At 43.7% G+C, this 15,761-nt stretch carries 14 protein-coding genes and 1 tRNA gene; 13 read left to right on the top strand and 2 right to left on the bottom strand.

The annotated features are described in order from the left end of the window. The first annotated feature begins 130 nt into the window (after positions 1-130). Positions 131-805, top strand: a complete 675-nt coding sequence (locus Q0323_RS00745; protein WP_298050552.1) for a tetratricopeptide repeat protein — start codon at positions 131-133, stop codon at positions 803-805. Between the two features lie 766 nt (positions 806-1,571). Here Q0323_RS00745 and nfo read toward each other — a convergent pair. Together nfo and Q0323_RS00735 are read right to left on the bottom strand one after the other, a co-directional pair. Next, positions 1,572-2,426, bottom strand: a complete 855-nt coding sequence (nfo, locus tag Q0323_RS00740; RefSeq protein WP_298050550.1) for a deoxyribonuclease IV — start codon at positions 2,424-2,426, stop codon at positions 1,572-1,574. Positions 2,427-2,786: 360 nt separating this feature from the next. After that, complete coding sequence (locus tag Q0323_RS00735; protein WP_298050548.1) at positions 2,787-3,281, bottom strand: hypothetical protein; 495 nt, start codon at positions 3,279-3,281, stop codon at positions 2,787-2,789. 77 nt (positions 3,282-3,358) lie between these two features. On the opposite strand from Q0323_RS00735, the gene Q0323_RS00730 reads away from it, so the two are divergent. The 12 genes from Q0323_RS00730 to rfbH all read left to right on the top strand — a co-directional run bounded on the left by Q0323_RS00730 (position 3,359) and on the right by rfbH (position 15,675). Then, a tRNA-Glu gene (locus Q0323_RS00730) sits at positions 3,359-3,433 on the top strand. A gap of 235 nt (positions 3,434-3,668) precedes the next feature. Next, positions 3,669-4,406 carry a spore coat protein gene (locus Q0323_RS00725; RefSeq protein WP_298050546.1) on the top strand — a complete coding sequence of 246 codons (738 nt, stop codon included), beginning with the start codon at positions 3,669-3,671 and terminating at the stop codon, positions 4,404-4,406. Continuing rightward, positions 4,390-5,589, top strand: a complete 1,200-nt coding sequence (locus Q0323_RS00720) for a multidrug effflux MFS transporter (protein WP_298050544.1) — start codon at positions 4,390-4,392, stop codon at positions 5,587-5,589. The genes Q0323_RS00725 and Q0323_RS00720 overlap by 17 nt, the downstream gene beginning before the upstream one ends. A gap of 102 nt (positions 5,590-5,691) precedes the next feature. Further along, a complete protein-coding gene (gene thrS / locus Q0323_RS00715; protein ID WP_298050542.1) occupies positions 5,692-7,515 on the top strand; it encodes a threonine--tRNA ligase in 1,824 nt (607 codons plus the stop codon). After that, the gene (gene infC / locus Q0323_RS00710; protein WP_177388239.1) at positions 7,512-8,033 is read left to right on the top strand and encodes a translation initiation factor IF-3; all 522 of its coding nucleotides are present in this window, start codon (positions 7,512-7,514) and stop codon (positions 8,031-8,033) included. The genes thrS and infC overlap by 4 nt, the downstream gene beginning before the upstream one ends. A gap of 234 nt (positions 8,034-8,267) precedes the next feature. Then, positions 8,268-9,041 (top strand): glucose-1-phosphate cytidylyltransferase, encoded by a 774-nt coding sequence (gene rfbF / locus Q0323_RS00705; RefSeq protein ID WP_298050540.1) that lies wholly within the window; start codon positions 8,268-8,270, stop codon positions 9,039-9,041. Positions 9,042-9,052: 11 nt separating this feature from the next. Continuing rightward, a complete protein-coding gene (gene rfbG / locus Q0323_RS00700) occupies positions 9,053-10,126 on the top strand; it encodes a CDP-glucose 4,6-dehydratase (protein ID WP_298050555.1) in 1,074 nt (357 codons plus the stop codon). Continuing rightward, positions 10,123-11,913: a thiamine pyrophosphate-binding protein gene (locus Q0323_RS00695; RefSeq protein WP_298050538.1), complete on the top strand. Its 1,791-nt coding sequence runs from the start codon at positions 10,123-10,125 to the stop codon at positions 11,911-11,913. The genes rfbG and Q0323_RS00695 overlap by 4 nt, the downstream gene beginning before the upstream one ends. Then, positions 11,906-12,634 carry an HAD-IIA family hydrolase gene (locus Q0323_RS00690; RefSeq protein ID WP_298050537.1) on the top strand — a complete coding sequence of 243 codons (729 nt, stop codon included), beginning with the start codon at positions 11,906-11,908 and terminating at the stop codon, positions 12,632-12,634. The genes Q0323_RS00695 and Q0323_RS00690 overlap by 8 nt, the downstream gene beginning before the upstream one ends. Before the next feature lies 1 nt (position 12,635). Next, on the top strand, positions 12,636-13,421 hold the full coding sequence (locus tag Q0323_RS00685) for an aldolase/citrate lyase family protein (RefSeq protein WP_298050535.1): 786 nt from the start codon (positions 12,636-12,638) through the stop codon (positions 13,419-13,421). Next, a complete protein-coding gene (locus Q0323_RS00680; RefSeq protein WP_298050533.1) occupies positions 13,418-14,347 on the top strand; it encodes an NAD(P)-dependent oxidoreductase in 930 nt (309 codons plus the stop codon). Before Q0323_RS00685 ends, Q0323_RS00680 begins: the two co-directional genes overlap by 4 nt. Then, positions 14,344-15,675, top strand: coding sequence for a lipopolysaccharide biosynthesis protein RfbH (gene rfbH / locus Q0323_RS00675; protein ID WP_298050532.1), 1,332 nt, complete (start codon positions 14,344-14,346; stop codon positions 15,673-15,675). The genes Q0323_RS00680 and rfbH overlap by 4 nt, the downstream gene beginning before the upstream one ends. The last annotated feature ends 86 nt before the right edge of the window (positions 15,676-15,761 follow it).

The following is a 15,761-nucleotide window of genomic DNA, read 5'->3' as shown; positions in this document are numbered from 1 at the left end:
CTTGTAATCCCAGCCTCCTGAGTAGCTGGGACTACAGGTGCCCGCCACCAAGCCCAGCTAATTTTTTTTTGTTTTTTTTTGGGGGGGGGGGGGGTAAAATTAGCCAAATTTTACCCGAAAAGGATACTAAATGAAAAAATTGCTATTTGCGTTGGCGCTCGCCGCTTGCTTTGCGTTCGGCACGTCCGAGTATGAAAAGTTCGAAAATGAGTGCAATGACGGCGATATGGAGTCTTGCTACAAAGCCGGCTTATTATGCGAAGACAATGCTACGTCGCTTAAACTGTTTGAAAAAGCTTGCAATGGTGGATGTGAGGAAGGGTGCCTTTCAGCGTCAGAAATTATAATGCAAGAAGATTCTAAAAAAGGCATCAGATCTCTTGAAAAAAATTGTAACGCGAAATGCACTATTTGTTGCGGATTATTGGGGATCAAATATAGTCTCGGGGTCGACGTCGAAAAAGATATATCAAAAGGGATAACTTATTATGACAAGGCTTGTGACGGAGGAGAAGAACTATCGTGCAGTATGTTAGCAGATATGTATGACAAAGGAAAGGGCGTAAAAAAGGATGAAATGAGAGCAGCGGTTTATTATAAAAAAGGTTGCGATATAGCGGGCGACCTACCGAGTTGCTTCAATTTCGCGGTATTTAACTACAACATTAACGATAAAAGCAAAGCCGCACAATACTTTAAAAAAGCTTGCGATCTAGGCAAAAATAAAAATTCTCTTTTTATGAATCTGCCCGAGTTTAAAGAAACTTGGCAAAAATCCTGCGATATGTATGAGCTACTAAAATAGCGCGCCGAGTTGCGGTCGGTACAATATGTATCGGCTGCGGCTCAAAATTCGGCTGTATATAAACGCGTCTAAATTTAAAACGCAAGTAAATTTAAAGCGACGATAAAATTTTAAATAGTCGGGTGATATGCGGCAGAATTTAGCTAAATTTATACTATCCTGCATAGATTTTAGCGCAAGCAAAGCGCTAAAATAAAGAGGCAGATTTGTCATAAGCAAATGCGTGCCAAAAGCATAGATTGGTACGTAGCAAAATTTTAAGTTAGGATTATGGAGACCTTATACGCTTCGCCTTTGCAAGGATCAAGTGAAAGTAGAATTGTGATGTTGGAATTTACGCAGTCACAAATATAAAGCTTCGCGCCAATTTTTTGATGTGGAATTTAGAATTTTAATTCCTAGAGCTTCGAATCTGGCGCTGAGCCTTGAAATATCGTAGCGATAGAATTTTAAAATTTGCCGCCGCATCGTTTTAAAAATCTTGCTTGAAAATTTTAATTACGCAGCGTAAAATTTTTCATTTCTGCCGCGACGCTGCGTTTTTCTATAAAAATTTTGCTCTTTTGCTATGACGATGTGTTTTTGTCGCAGAATTTCGCGCCTTTTTTGACGCGGCATTCTTAACGCGCGATCCTCATTATTTTGCTTGTTAAAATTTAAGTGATAAATCCTACGATGTTAAATTTGCACGGCATAAGGCTCTTGTCGCTCCACGCCACTTTGAAGTGAAATGAGATAAATTCTACGTGGCGCAAAAGGCGTCCGATTAGGCTTTGCGGCGCCCTTGCATACTGCGCAAAAGCGCGATCTCCTCCGCCCAGAGGCTATCGTCGATGGTTTCCAAAATCAGCGGGATCTCGTCAATGTTCGGGTCGTTCATGATGTTTTCAAACGCCGCGAGCCCCAAAAATCCGTGCCCGAGGCTCTCGTGCCGATCTTTGCGCACGCCAAGCTCGTTTTTCGTGTCGTTTAGGTGCATGCCGCTTAAAAATTTATAGCCGATCGCGCGGTCAAACTCGCTCATCGTGCGCTCATAGGCCTGCCGGCTTCGCAGGTCGTATCCTGCGGCGAACGCGTGACATGTGTCGATACAGACGCCGATGCGATCTTTGTTTGAAATTTTATCGATCACGTAGGCGAGCTGAGCGAAATCATAGCCGAGATTGGAGCCCTGCCCGGCGGTATTTTCTAGCACGAGCTTGACGCCTGCAGTGTTTGCGATGGCGAAATTTAGCGACCCTGCGATATTATCCAGACACTCTTGAGCTGAAATTTCATTTAGATGCGAGCCCGGATGAAAGTTCAAAAGCCTAAGCCCGAGCGCCTCGCAGCGGCGGATCTCGTCCACGAAGGCGTTTAGGGACTTCTCGCGCTCTGCCTCGCGCGGATGGCCCAAATTTATGAGGTAGCTGTCGTGCACCAAAACATGCTCCGCGCTGATGCCGCTTTGTTTCAGCGCGTCTTTAAATGCGGCGATCTCCTCCGCGCTAAGCGGCGGCGCGTCCCATCTGCGCTGATTTTTGACGAACATCGCAAACGCGTCCGCCCCGATCTTTGCGGCGTTTAACGGCGCGTTGGAAACCCCGCCGCTAGCACTCACGTGCGCTCCGATCCGCTTCATTTTACCTCCTAAATTTTATTTTGCGCCGCACGCGGCAAATTTCATCAACCCTAGCTGCGCGCGGATTTTTTAAATTTAAATGCACGCTTTTTCTTTCGCACATACGCGCTGCTTAGTAAATTTCGTCGCAAAAAGCCGGCGCAGAGCGCCAATAAAACCGCGCCGTTTGCAAAGCTTAGGCGGCTACTCGCCGAGTAATGGAATTTTGACCGCTCGCGCCGTGTTTTGGGCGGCTGCTAGAGCGCATTATTCCCGCGCGGTTACAAACGCCCGCTGCGCGAAATTTTGTTCGTTTGCAATTTATTCGCGCTGCCCTGCGGAGTAGTATTTCGCGCGCTACAAGCGCCCGCCGCGCAAAATTTACTGCAGTTCGCGGATTTTGATCTTCACGCCGCGTTTTGCGTCGGCGAAGCTTATGGATCTTCCGCCGCCGCCCTTGTCGCGGCAAACCTTATAATCGATAGAGCCATTTTGTAGGTTTTGCACTAGGCAACGGCGCTCGCCCGCGTCGCTGCCGCCGAAAATCGGTTTGCCGTCTAGGATTTCGCCCAGAAGTCCGCGGTAGTGCTCGGCGCCGAAGAATTTTTTATTGAAAACGAGCTCGTCGTCGCACGCGCCGTTCATGCAAATTTTATCGCCTTTTAAAACCAGGCTCAGCACGCTGATGCCGCTTGCATAAATTTGAACCTCGGTTTGGTTTTTAAATTTACGCATAAAGCCCGCGTCGCTGGTGCGAGTAAGCGGCGAAATGACGGTGAAATTTACAGCTTGCGTAGAAGCGGGCTTGAGCGCGGTGGTAGCGCAGCCTGCGAGCAGAAGCGAAAGTGCAAGCGGCGCCAGAAAAGAGCATTTCATAAATAATCCTTAATTTAAGTTGGGTTTAAGTGCGTCTTGAGTAGAATACCGCCTTTAATCTTAATACCAGATTAAGTGGCCCCTTCGTCTAACGGTTAGGACATCGCCCTTTCACGGCGGTAAAACGAGTTCGAATCTCGTAGGGGTCGCCACTTCTAGCTTAAAAATTTTTTGACGCAAATCTTAGTTTTTGTAAAATTCTGAAATTATGCGCTTTTGCTGCTTCCTGCGCTACAAAATTCCAAGACTGCAATAAATTCTACCTGATAATTTTAAAATTTATCCCCGCCGAATTTACGTAATAAATTTTATGCGGACATATGGAACTTAATGAAATAAAACTCGCAAATTTAGCTCTTTCTAAAAAAAATTCGCTAAATTTATTGAATGCAAAATTTTAAAGAATATGTAAATGAAATTCTAAAAAATCATCCTGGCGAGCGCGTCACGAGCTTTAGTTTCGAGGGTGAGAAATACTGGCTAAAGCAGCCGGAACTGCGCATCCGCGGTGGATTGCTTACGAAAATATTTAAAGCAAATCCGAAAGCCGCTTTCGATTACGAAGCGCTAAAATGCGAGAGCTTGTACGCAGCTGGCGCGCCTGTGCCGCAGCTGGTGCTGCGAGACGAGAACTTTTTCGTACTCAAAGACGGCGGCACGCCAGTGGACGAGGTGCTAAAAAGCTCGGATGAGGCATCTTGCGTGGCGCTCATTGAGGGCTACGCTGTGGCGTTAGCGCAGCTACATTCGCGCGGCTTCATACACGGCAGACCCGCGCTGCGCGATGTCTTAGTAAAAAATGGCGAGATGAAATTTATAGATTTTGAAAATTGCGGCGAGCGCGGTGATCTGCAAAAAGCCAAAATGCGAGATTTTTTGCTGTTTGTCTATGATCTTTGTCGCGAAGGTCTGAGCGAAGGCTTGGTGCGCTCAGGCATCCACGCCTACGCCTCAAGCGGCGGGCAGGATGTAGTGCAAAGTGCGTGGGCTACGGTACTTGCGCTGCGTCCGATATATTTTATCGCTAGGCTCTTGCCGCAAAAATTTAAAGATCTAAACGCGCTCGTGCGCACATTTGAGCTCTGCCTAAAAATAATTGAGGAAAACGATGGTCAAACAAAGTAAATTCGCCAAATTTAAGCTGGTGATTATACTCGCCTATATGTCGGCTCTGGCGCCCTTGTCTACCGATATGTATCTGCCCGCGCTGGAAAAGGTAAAGGCAAGCTTTGCTACGAGCGAGTTTTACACTCAGCTATCGGTTGCGAGTTTTTTCATCGCTTTTGCGCTAGGACAGCTCGTTTATGGACCGCTAAGCGATAAATTCGGTCGTAAAAAGCTGTTATACGCGGGCATTTTGCTTTTCATATGTGCGTCGCTTGCTTGTGTGAGCTTTGATAGCGTTTACGCGTTTATATTTTTTAGATTTTTGCAAGCTTTGGGTGGGTGCGCTGGAGTGGTACTTGCGCGAGCCGTAATTAATGATAAATTCGAACTGCACGAGGCTGCGGCGATGTTTGCGCTGATGATGGTCGTAGGCTCGCTAGCGCCGATGCTAGCACCAACTCTAGGTGGATTTGTGCTAGATTTTTTCTCGTGGCAAGCGATTTTTGCGATTTTGTTTGCGCTTGGAATTTTGCTTTTTGCATTTATATTTTTCGGACTCGACGAGAGCGCTCAGATAGATGGGACTGCTACACTTAGCGTAAAAGGCGTGCTTGGCGAATACGGCATAATTTTGCGAAATAAAGAATTTATGCGCTATACGCTAGGATTTGCGGTTGCGATGAGCGCGCTTTTTGCTTATATCACGGGCTCTAGCTTCATATTTTTGGGCTATTATGGGCTGGGCGAGCATGCCTTCGGCGTAATATTTGGCATCAATGCTCTTGGAATGACCATCGTTTCGGCACTAAATGCCAAACTCGTGCAAAATCGCGAACCCGCCGCTTTATTAAATTTCGGTCTAATAGCGATGCTCGTGATGAGCTTGATTTTGCTCGCATGCGCTATGCTTGGCCTTCCCTTCATCTGCTTTGAGGCTTCGCTTTTCGTATTGCTTTCATCGCTCGGCTTTGTTGCGCCTAACGCCACGACGCTTGCGATGGCGCTGTATAAGGACGGCAACTCTGGCGCAGCTTCGGCGGTACTGGGGACTGCGCAATTTGCTATTGCCGGGGCTATTTCGTTTATCGTGGGTGCAGTGGGAGCGAATAAGCCGTTTTTGCTCGCAAGTGTGATGGCGATTTGTGCTCTTTGTGCGAACGCTGTGTATTTTTTATTGCGAGAAAAGAATCAAAAATTTTAATTTTAATATTTTTTAAATTTATCGTTAAGGATTGATTAGCTAAAATTAACTCTCGTTCTTTCAGTGTAAGAAAGACAATTCGGTAAAAAAGGAAACAAGCCAATGAGCGATATTATCGCATATAAACTTAACGGTGAAATTTACGATACTCAAAGTATCGGCGAGCGCGCTAACGAGGCGCAGCCGATATATTTCGATAACTCCGAGGACGCGCTTAAAATTCTGCGCCACTCCTGTGCGCACCTTTTGGCGCAGGCGGTGCGCGAGCTATACCCGAGCGCTAAATTTTTCGTGGGACCCGCGATCGAGGATGGGTTTTACTACGACATCCGCGTTAGCAAAGATAACGGCGAGAAGCTCGGCGAAGAGGATTTGGGGGCGATTGAAAAAAAGATGCGCGCGCTTGCCGAGGCAAATTTAGAGATTAAAAAGATAGCCTCCACTAAAGAGGCGGTCGCCAAAAAATATGCAAACGACGATCTTAAACAGGAGGTTTTAAAGCGCATCCCCGAAGGCCCCGTAAGCCTATACGCGCAGGGCGAGTTTGAGGACATCTGCCGCGGTCCGCACGTGCAAAATACGAAATTTTTGAAAAATTTCGCCCTTACGCGCATCGCGGGAGCGTATCTTGGCGGCGACGAGAAGCGCGAGATGCTAACTCGCATCTACGGCGTCGTATTTGCCGACAAAGATAGCCTTAAAAAACATCTTACGATGCTAGAAGAAGCCAAGAAGCGCGATCACCGAAAGCTCGGAGCCGAGATGAAATTTTTCACCTTCGACGAGCAGATCGGCGCGGGACTTCCGATCTGGCTTCCTGCGGGTACGAGGATGCGCATAAAGCTCGAGGAACGCCTTTATAGGCAGCTTCGCAAGCGCGGCTACGAGCCGGTGCGCGGCCCTGAAATTTTAAAATCCGACGCGTGGAAGATCAGCGGTCACTACAGCAACTACAAAGAAAATATGTATTTTACGACGATCGAGGAGCAAGAATACGGCATCAAGCCGATGAACTGCGTCGGTCATATCAAGGTTTATCAAAGCGAAATCCGCTCATATCGCGATCTGCCGCTTAAATTTTGCGAGTACGGCGTCGTGCACCGCCACGAAAAAAGCGGCGTTTTGCACGGGCTTTTCCGCGTGCGCGAGTTTACGCAGGACGACGCGCATCTGTTTGTGATGCCGAGCCAGATCAAAGAAAACGTCTATGAAATTTTAGATTTCGTGGGGCTCTTGATGAAGGCTTTCGGCTTTGAATACGAGCTTGAAATTTCGACCAAACCGCAAAAGGCGGTCGGCGACGATGAGGTTTGGGAGATCGCGACGAAGGCCTTAAAAGACGCGCTTGACGAAAAGGGCTTAAAATACGGCCTAGATGAGGGCGGCGGCGCATTTTATGGGCCTAAGATCGACATCAAAATCACCGACGCGCTCGGTCGAAAATGGCAGTGCGGCACGGTGCAGGTCGATTTTAACCTGCCTGCGCGCTTCGAGCTTGGCTATATCGACGAAAATAATGAAAAAAAGCAGCCCGTGATGCTGCATCGCGCGATTTTGGGAAGCTTCGAGCGCTTCGTGGGGATTTTGCTCGAGCACACCGCGGGCGAGCTTCCGTTTTGGATCTGTCCTACGCAGGTATCGATCGTGCCGATCGGCGAGGCGCACGCAGACTACGCGAAAGAAATTTTAAATTTGCTGCGCGAAGCGGACATAGACGGCGAAATTTTAGATAGAAACGAGACGTTAAATAAACGAATTAGAACGGCTGAAAAGCAGAAGGTGCCGCTCATCATCGTCCTAGGCGATAATGAAGTTTCGGCTCGTAGCGTGGCTCTGCGCGATCGCAGGGCGCGCGAACAGCGAAATTTAGGGCTGGATGAGTTTTTAAATTTCGTAAAAGCTAAATTAAACGAGGTGAATTTTTGAGCAGAGGCAAAGAGGTTTTTCTAAACGAGGACATTCCGGCTAGCGAAGTCAGGTGCATAGGCGACAACGGCGAGGTTTACGGCATAATTTCAAAGGCGCAGGCGCTGCAGATCGCCGAGCGAGAGGGTGTGGATCTGGTTTTGATAGCGCCCGATGCAAAGCCGCCCGTTTGCAAGGTCATGAACTACAGCAAATTTCGCTATCAGCAGGAAAAAAAGCTCAAAGAGGCGAAAAAAAAGCAAAAAATCATCGAGGTCAAAGAGATCAAGCTGTCCGCCAAAATCGCTCAAAACGATATTAATTACAAAGTAAAACACGCGAAAGAATTCCTTAGTAGCGGCAAACACGTCAAACTTCGCGTATTTTTAAAAGGGCGCGAGATGTCGAGCCCGGAAATCGGTGTAAATTTGCTCAATAAAATTTGGGACGAATTTTTTGCAGAAGTTGCCGATCGCGATAAGGCGCCTGCGCTGGAAGGTCGCTACGTAAATATGCTGATCACGCCGAAAAAGGCATAGCGTAAATTTAGCTATGCTATAAAAATCGCAGCAATAAAATGGTGAAATTTTAAAATTCCACTATTTTAAGTTTGCTCCTGGTTAAGGAATATTACATTAGAAATAAAAGGTGAGGGAGTTTAAAATTTATCTAATCATTATTCTTATCTAAGTTTTATTTTGATAAAATCAAAAACAAATAAATTTTCTCTACGACGACTTGCCATAAAGGAAGTAAACAAAGGAAAAGAATATATGAAGGTTTTAATTTTAGCTGGCGGCTTTGGCACTAGGCTTGCCGAAGAAACCAGCATCAGACCTAAGCCAATGGTTGAGATTGGTGGTAGACCGATATTATGGCATATTATGAAAATTTATAGCCATTACGGCTTTAATGAATTTGTTGTGCTTCTTGGGTATAAAGGCTATTATATAAAAGAGTATTTTGCAAACTACTTTTTGCATAGAAGCGATGTGACGATCGATATCAAAAATAACAATATGAAGATTCATAAAACTTTAAGCGAAGATTGGAAAGTTACTTTGATTGACACCGGGCTAGATACTATGACGGGCGGTAGAATAAAGCGCGCACAGGAATATGTTGGGGGTGAGAGTTTTATGCTTACTTACGGTGACGGCGTTAGTGATGTAAACATAGATGAATTAGTAAAATTTCATAAATCGCATGGTAAGGCTGCTACCATGACGGCGGTCCAACCGGAAGGTAGATTCGGTGCTTTAGATATTAATAATTCAAGCTTAATTACATCTTTTTTTGAAAAACCTAAAGGTGACGGAAATTGGATAAATGCCGGTTTTTTTGTATGTGAGCCTAAAGTTTTTGATTATATTACTGATGGTGATGCGACTGTATTTGAGCAAGCCCCACTTTCAAATTTAGCTAAAGACGGCGAGCTTTGCGCCTTCAAACACTGTGGCTTTTGGAAGCCGATGGACGCTTTGCGCGATAAGCAAGTGCTGGAAAAGCTATGGGATAGCGGCAACGCTCCGTGGAAAAAGTGGTAGCAATGCAAGATATGCAGGATCTATACTCCGGAATTTATAAGGGCAAAACAGTTTTGCTTACCGGGCATACCGGTTTTAAGGGCTCATGGCTTAGTCTATGGCTGCAGCGCTTGGGCGCGAAAGTGATAGGGTATTCGCTTCCGGCGCCTACAGAGCCAAATCATATAGGACTTTTAAATTTAAATATCGTCCAGGTGATCGCCGACATACGAGATCTTGCTAAATTAAACGAAGTCTTTGCAGCTTATAAACCAAACATTGTATTTCACTTTGCCGCTCAGGCGCTCGTACGCCCATCTTATGCCGACCCTATCACAACCTACGAAACCAATGTCATCGGCACATTAAAAGTCCTTGAAGCTTGCAGAAAAGCAGGCGTTCGCGCGATCGTAAATATCACAAGTGACAAGGCTTACGAAAATAAAGAGTGGGTTTGGGGATATCGCGAGAGTGACTCTATGGGCGGATATGATCCATATAGCTCGTCGAAGGGCTGCGCGGATCTTCTGGCTAGTTCATATCGAAACTCCTTTTTTAATGAAAAAGATTACGGCACAAAGCATCAAACGCTGCTTGCTACGTGTCGCGCAGGTAATGTCATAGGCGGTGGAGACTGGGCGCAAGACAGATTGATTTGCGATGTTATGCGCGCAGCAGCTAAAAATGAAGCGGTAACGATCCGCAATCCGCATGCGACACGCCCTTGGCAGCACGTGCTTGAGCCGCTTGGCGGATATTTGCTCGTGGGGCAAAAGTTGCTTGAAGGACGAAAGGAATTCGGCGGTGCGTGGAATTTCGGTCCTAGCGATGATGGCGCGATTAGGGTGCTTGATGTACTAAAAAGCGCCAAGCGATATTGGGATAAGATAGAATTTCAAATCAATTCCGACATAAACCAGCCTCATGAGGCAAATTTATTGAAGCTTGATTGCTCTAAAGCACATGCGCTGCTTGGCTGGAAGCCCGTTTGGGATAGCGAAACGGCATTTGAAAAAACTGTAAAATGGTATAAAAATTTCTACGAAAACGGCACAATCGATACCGAGCAAAATTTAAACGACTACGTAAAAGAGATGATGCGATGATAAAAGTTAGCGATTTTATAGCAAAATTTATAGCCGAACACGAAGATACCGCAAAGACCGTATTTATGGTCTCGGGTGGCGGCAATATGCACCTGATAGATTCGCTTGGTAAAAATGAAAATTTGGAGTATGTCTGTAACCATCACGAACAGGCTTGCGCGATAGCCGCAGAGGGATATGCGCGCGTCTCAAATAAGATCGGTATCGCGTATGTTACCACGGGTCCCGGCGGGACGAACGCGATTACCGGCGTTTACGGTGCCTGGGTGGATTCGATCCCTACGATGATCATATCGGGGCAGGTGAAATTCCAGACGACCATTGCTTCGCAACCCGAGTTAAATTTACGTCAGCTTGGCGATCAAGAGGTTAATATAGTTGACATCGTAAGGCCTATCACAAAATACGCCGTAATGATAACGGATAAAAATAGCATAAAATTTCATCTGCAAAAAGCTATTTATGAGGCTAAGCACGGCAGACCCGGACCCGTATGGCTGGATGTGCCGCTAGACATACAAGGCGCGATGGTGGACGAAGCAGATCTGATAGAATTTGAAATCCCCGAAGCGCCGAAGTTTGACACAAAAATCCCGCAGGTTTTAGATGCGTTAAAAGCTGTTAAACGCCCCGTTATCATTGTAGGTAACGGCGTAACGCTTGCCGGCGCTAACGAAGAATTTCTAAAACTAATCGAAATTTTAAAAATCCCCGTTATCGGTACTTTCGCTAGATACGATATCGTTAGAAATGACTATGAGCTGTTTTTCGGTAGATATGGCACTATTGGCAATAGAGCGGCAAATTTTGTCGTGCAAAATTCCGATCTCATCATTGCTATAGGTGCTAGATTAAATATCCGTGCAGTCAGCTATAACTGGGAATTCTTCGGCAGAGAAGCCAAAAAAATTTTAGTTGATATCGACCAAAACGAACTAAACAAAAAAACTATTGCCGCAGATATTAAGATAAAATCCGATGCGAAGGTTTTTATATCGGATTTGCGATCTGTGCTGAAAGACGAGCTGGATTTTGGAGCTTGGCTTGAAATTTGTAAAAATTACAGAAAGAATTATCCTACGATTGAGCCTTTTAGACAAAATGTAAAAGAGCGGGTTGATTCATATAATTTCTTCGATGTGCTATCTAATCATAAACGAGATTTAGTTTATGTATTCGGTAACGGTACGGCATGTGTTTCATCGTATCAGAGCTTGCGCTTATATGAGAATCAAAAGGTGGTAGTAAATTCGGGTTGTGCTTCTATGGGATACGATCTGCCTGCCGCAATCGGTGCCTGCTTCGCAAATGGCAAAAAAAATACGATTTGCGTTACGGGTGAAGGTAGCTTGCAGATGAATATTCAAGAGCTTCAGACAATAATTCATAATAAGCTTCCGATCAAAATCTTTGTTCTGAATAATGCAGGCTATATTTCTATCAGAAATACTCAAAACAACTTTTTTAAAGGTCACAAGGTAGGCTCAGATAAAGATAGCGGCGTGAGTTTTCCGGATACCGTTAAGCTGGCACAGGCATATGGCTTTGAAGCTTATAGGATAGAAAATCAGCTAAATTTAAAAGGGGAGTTGGAGGAAATTCTATCCAAACCAGGTGCGGTAGTTTGCGAAATAATGCTTTCACCTACTGAAAAAATGGAGCCAAAATTATCGTCCAAGATAAAGCCTGACGGCAAAATGGTTTCAAAGCCACTTGAGGATATGTTTCCGTTTTTGCCGCGAGAAGAATTTTATAAAAATATGATAATTAAGCCGGTAGATGAATAAAGCTGTAGTTTTTGACTTAGATGGAACTATTTATTTTGGGAGTAAAATTGCCGACTTTGCTTTGCAAACTATAGATGAGCTTGAATCTAATGGTTACAATGTATTATTTTTTACTAATAATTCAACTAAAACAAGATTTGAAATTTTAGATAAATTAATTCATATAGGTATAAGAACTACTGTAGATAAAATATATACCTCAGCTTATGCTAGTGCTATATTTTTGCAAAGAAAGGATCTAAGAAATATATTTTTAGTTGGTAGCCGTGGTTTTAAAAGTGAATTAACGAATGCAGATATAAATGTTGAGGATGAGTATAGTTGTGAAGCCGTGGTAATTGGGCTTGATTTAAATTTTAACTATGAAATTTTATCAAGAGCTCTTATTGCATTACAAAAATCTCGTAGAATAATAGTGGCAAATACAGATAAAAATTTCCCGGTAGAAAATGGTCTTTTAAGACCCGGTGCCAATGCTATGCTAAGTGCAATCCTTGGTAGTATTGATGAAGAAATTAAGCTGGATATAGTAGGAAAGCCAAATCCTTTTATGCTCGAAATTTTATGTAAGGATTGGGGGCTTGATAAACAGCATATCGTTGTGGTAGGTGATAGGATGGAAAGTGATATGGCTATGGCAAAGAATTTTAATTGTAAAGGAATTCTAGTTGGCAATGACATTACATTGCTGGATGTTAAGAATAAAATTTTAAGGAGCTAAAATGAATGTTTTAGAATACGAGATGATCGATATTCTTAAAAGACTTAAAGACGAATACGGTGTTTTTGAGATCAAAGCAGAGTACGAGAATGAAGGCAGTAGGCAGGAGGAGCTTTGTAGACTAAAAGATATTACCTCTAAAGTTGGGCTTCCTATTATTATGAAAATCGGAGGCGTCGAAGCGGTAACCGATATATATAACGCTATTACTCTAGGTGTAAATGGTATCATAGCACCAATGGCAGAAACAAAATTTGCCGTTAGTAAATTTTTGGGAGCTATAAACACTTTCGTTGCTGAGGATAATCGCAATGACATAGAATTTGCGATCAATGTAGAAACTATAACCTGCTATGATAATTTTGATGATATTCTATCCTTGCCCAATATAAATACTCTTTCTGGCGTAACAATCGGAAGAGTCGATTTTACAAGTTCGATGGGTAAAGATAGGAGCTTTGCAGATAGTGATGAAATGCTAAAACATTGTGAAAATATTTTTACTAAAGCGATAGCTAAGGGATTAAAATGCGGTTTAGGTGGAGCCATATCCGCAAAGTCATGCGATTTCATTAAATATCTCATTTCCAAAGGACTACTTGATAAATACGAAACGCGAAAGATAGTATATTGCAAAGATGCTGTAAACAATATGGAAGCCGGAATTTTAGCCGGCGTGGAATTTGAATTAGCTTGGCTTAAAAGCAAGCGTAGGTATTATCACAGAATCAAGTCCGAGGACGAAAAAAGAATCGAAATGCTTGAAAAAAGGCTAAGTAGCAGATGAATCTTTTCATCACGGGCGGTAGTGGTTTTATCGGTTCGCATCTAGAAAAGCGTCTTGCGCTAAATGGAAATTTTAACGTTTTCGCTCCAAAAAGTAGCGAGCTAAATTTGACTGATGAAAGCGCTGTTGACGATTTTGTTCGTGCACATAAAATCGATACTATCGTCCATCTCGCCAATCGCGGCGGCGGTCGCGATACGCTGGATATGACAAATGTGACTGAGTATAATTTGCGGATTTTTTTCAATATTGCTAAGCAAAAAAATAAGGTTTCAAAGATCATATCGTTTGGAAGCGGTGCAGAGTACGGTAAGCACAAGCCGATAATAAGTGCTCGCGAGGATGATTATAAAGAGGCTCTTCCGCTTGATGAATACGGTTTTTACAAAGCTATCACGTCGCATTACATCGAGGATTGCGCGGATAACATTATCCAGCTTCGTTTATTTGGAATTTACGGCGAGATGGAGAATTACCGCTATAAATTTATCACAAATGCCGTAGTAAAAAACCTACTGCACCTACCCATCACGATCAATCAAAACGTATTTTTTGATTACATATATGTCGATGACCTGTTAAACGTAGTGGAATTTTATATAGAAAATGACGCACGGCATAAAATTTACAACGCAAGCAGCGGGACAAAAATCGATCTGCTTAACCTGGCTGCGCTAGTAAATGAGGCGAGCGATTTTAAATCCGAGATAATCGTGCTAAATGAAGGGCTGAATAACGAATATACTTCCGATAATAACCTGCTAAAATCCGAGATGGGAGATATGTTTAAGCTCACGCCGCATGCGGAAGCGATCGGTAAAATTTGCAAATATTTTAAGCAAAATTTTACTAGCCTAGATTTAGAGACAGTCAAAAAAGACCCATATTTGGGAAAAATCAATGAAATTTGGAAAGGCAAAAAATGACCCCTCAAGAATTAAAACAAGAAATTTTAGAAAAAACGAAAGAATATTATAGGCTGGTTCATGAGCCGGTGCAGCACGCCAAATTTGAACCTGGTAAAAGTCGCGTAAATTACGCAGGTAGAGTTTTTGACGAGCACGAAATGGTAAATTTAGTAGATAGCTCGCTTGATTTCTGGCTTACATACGGTACATATTCTAAAAAATTTGAAAAAGAATTTGCCAAAATGCTTGGCGTAAAATGGGCATTTTTGGTAAATAGCGGAAGCAGCGCAAATCTACTTGCATTTTTTGCACTTACCTCACCGCTTCTAAAAGAGCGCCGCATAAAAAAGGGCGACGAAGTCATAACAGTAGCGGCAGGCTTTCCTACGACGGTTGCGCCTATCGTGCAATACGGTGCCGTTCCTGTTTTTGTCGATATGGAGCTTGAGTATTTTAACATAGACCATACGAAGCTTGAGCTTGCGCTTAGTCAAAAAACAAAAGCCGTCATGGTAGCTCACACCCTAGGAAATCCTTTTAATATAAAAGCCGTGAAGGAATTTTGCGATAAGCACGATTTGTGGCTTATCGAGGATAATTGCGACGCACTGGGCTCGCTGTATGAGGGCAAGCCAACCGGCACATGGGGGGATATAGGCACAAGCAGCTTCTACCCGCCTCATCATATGACAATGGGCGAGGGCGGCGCCACATATACAAACAATCCGCTGCTTAAAAAAATTATGCTAAGTATGCGTGATTGGGGACGCGATTGCTGGTGTGAGAGCGGCGTAGATAATACCTGTGGCAGGCGCTTTTCGCAAAAATTTGGTGAGCTACCGCTTGGATATGATCATAAATACGTTTATTCGCACTTCGGATTTAATTTAAAAGCCTCCGATATGCAAGCTGCCGTTGGATGCGCTCAGATAGATAAATTTCCTAGCTTTGTGCAGCGTCGTAGGCAAAATTTTAAAAAGCTTTATGATGGCTTAAAAGATATAAAGGAGCTCATTTTGGTTAAAGCTCAGCCGCATTCCGAGCCTAGCTGGTTTGGCTTTATGATGACGGTTGCAGACGGGAAAAAATTTAGTAGAAACGAGCTTAGCGAGCATCTAGAGAAGGCGGGCGTGCAAACAAGAAATTTATTTGCGGGCAATATGATCAAGCATCCACTATTTGCAGACCTTAAACTCGGAGTCGATTATAAAATTTCAGGCGAACTAAAAAATACCGATAAGATAATGAACGATAGTTTCTGGGTCGGCGTATATCCCGGTATGAGTGATGAGAAGATAGGGTATATTATAAAAGTAATTAAAGAATTTATATCCACTAAGAACTAAGTTGGATTTGATGAATTGAAAGAATTTTAAAAATAGGGAATATAAAATATGCCAAATAAAGCTGTTTTAAAGCTATCTGTATTATT

Source organism: uncultured Campylobacter sp., assembly GCF_938030145.1.
Classification (GTDB): domain Bacteria; phylum Campylobacterota; class Campylobacteria; order Campylobacterales; family Campylobacteraceae; genus Campylobacter_B.
The sequence above is the reverse complement of the archived record's forward strand: the minus strand, read 5'-3'. Positions and strand labels throughout refer to the sequence as shown.